This window comes from Gilliamella intestini, assembly GCF_900094935.1.
Lineage (GTDB): Bacteria > Pseudomonadota > Gammaproteobacteria > Enterobacterales > Orbaceae > Gilliamella > Gilliamella intestini.
The window spans coordinates 1-1,744 of record NZ_FMBA01000095.1 but is presented as its reverse complement, the minus strand read 5'-3'; the positions used below and the strand labels follow the sequence as shown (position 1 = coordinate 1,744).

Annotated in this window: 2 protein-coding genes; both read right to left on the bottom strand. The window is 34.0% G+C overall.

Translation table 11 applies throughout. The annotated features are described in order from the left end of the window. Positions 1-310: 310 nt before the first annotated feature. Complete coding sequence (locus tag GA0061080_RS12140; RefSeq protein ID WP_091126191.1) at positions 311-751, bottom strand: hypothetical protein; 441 nt, start codon at positions 749-751, stop codon at positions 311-313. A gap of 215 nt (positions 752-966) precedes the next feature. After that, positions 967-1,744, bottom strand: a 778-nt coding sequence (locus GA0061080_RS12135; RefSeq protein ID WP_209435847.1) for an RHS repeat domain-containing protein, incomplete at its 5' end; no start/stop codon positions are given.

The window sequence follows — 1,744 nt, the reverse complement described above, 5'->3', positions numbered from 1 at the left end:
ACCTCACCCCTTAAAAAAGTTGTATGATTTAGTGTAGCCGATCCACTATTGTGATTAAAACGAGTAAAGTAAACTGATGATTTAATAGATAGAAATAGAAACACCTTTTACTTTTGACATTTTATTTTGTAAAAATAATTCAGGATTCTATACCGTTTGATTTTATCTGGCTTACAGCTTATCTAGTTAAGCCTATGCGGGCGGTATAGAGCCAGCTTGGTAAGGTTGTCTGGAAATTAGAAACTCCACTTCTGGAGTATTGTCGTATTCCTGTATCTTTATTAAGGAGCTTCTAACTTCTGAATAGTTATTACTCATATTTGGTTATATTTGCTGAACCGCTTTTTATTTCTTTTGGTAATGTGTATATTATTTCTTTTATATTATTTGATAACTCTTGTATAGTTAATGGATTTAGTGGTTTTGCAACTAAAAAATAACTATTATTTTCATAATTAATATCATAGCTAAATAACCCCTTTGAAGCTATATCTATATAATTTGCTAAATATTGTTCTCTTTTAATTTGATTGATAAATTCAGGCAAATTATTTTCAATAATTTCAATATTACATCTGCTGTTTAAAGTAAAAAAATAATCATATATTTCTTCATAATTTTTAATTGAATCAACTATTTTTTTTGGTAAAGTAGTTGTGCCACCAGTGGCAAAGTGTGCTAAATTTCCATCATAAAATGTTGCAAACCAATCAAGATCGGTAGTGCTTATAAATTCATCATTCATTTTCATTATTTTTCAACTCCAAATATATTTGTGCAATTTTCACAGCGTGGTACAGGTCTTCCATTACGAGGACGGATAGCTTGCGTAAGTTGAATATCCTTTAATTTAAGTTTAGGGTTATTTAATAACAATTCATTTGCCGCCTTAAATTCAGCACATGCACCTAATACATTACCACATGAAGTTTTAACTCCTAATCCGCCTAATTTATCTGCATAAGTTTATAATTCTGGTGCAATCTTAGCTGGCACTGTTCCACTAGATGCGGTAATAATTTTACCGGTTAATGGATCAACTGCTGCAATTGCTGTGGCTGGTTTATATTTGCTATTACCTAAAGATGCAATATACTCGTCTAATTGTTTATTTGCATTAGCCAGTAAAAATTCATTTCCACTCGTCCCTTCTCTTGCAATGCTCTCAAACCCATTATTTTCAACTTTAATTAACCCTAACGAATCAATCCAATTTATCGGATCACTACCAGCATATTGGTAACTATTTAAGCCACCCAGTATACCAAGCGGATCTTGGGTGATATATCTGCCTGTAAATGGGTCGTAATAGCGATTAAGATTATAATGTAAACCTGTCTCCTCATCAAAATATTGTCCTTGAAATCTGAGGGGATTGATGGGTTTAATATTATTTTCAGCTTGTGGCCAGTGTTCATGGGTGATTTCGCCATAGGCGCTGTATTCGCATTCATAGACAGTGTCGCCAAGGCTGTCTGTAAGGCGATGAGGAGTGCCTAAGTAGTTATTTTGATACCAGTAGGTTTTTAACTTTTCTGACTGTCCTGCTTTTCCAAGGATTTGGGCAAGGGGTCGATGGCTATCGGGTTCATAAATATAACTTCGCCAGAACTTATCGTTATCGGCACATTCTGCAATTAATTTATGGTCTTGCCACAAATTTGTCTGGAACAAATTTGAACAACGCTTTAGCGTTGGCCTTGCAAGGGTGAGTCTCATGGATGAGACGAATAAAAAAATTCGG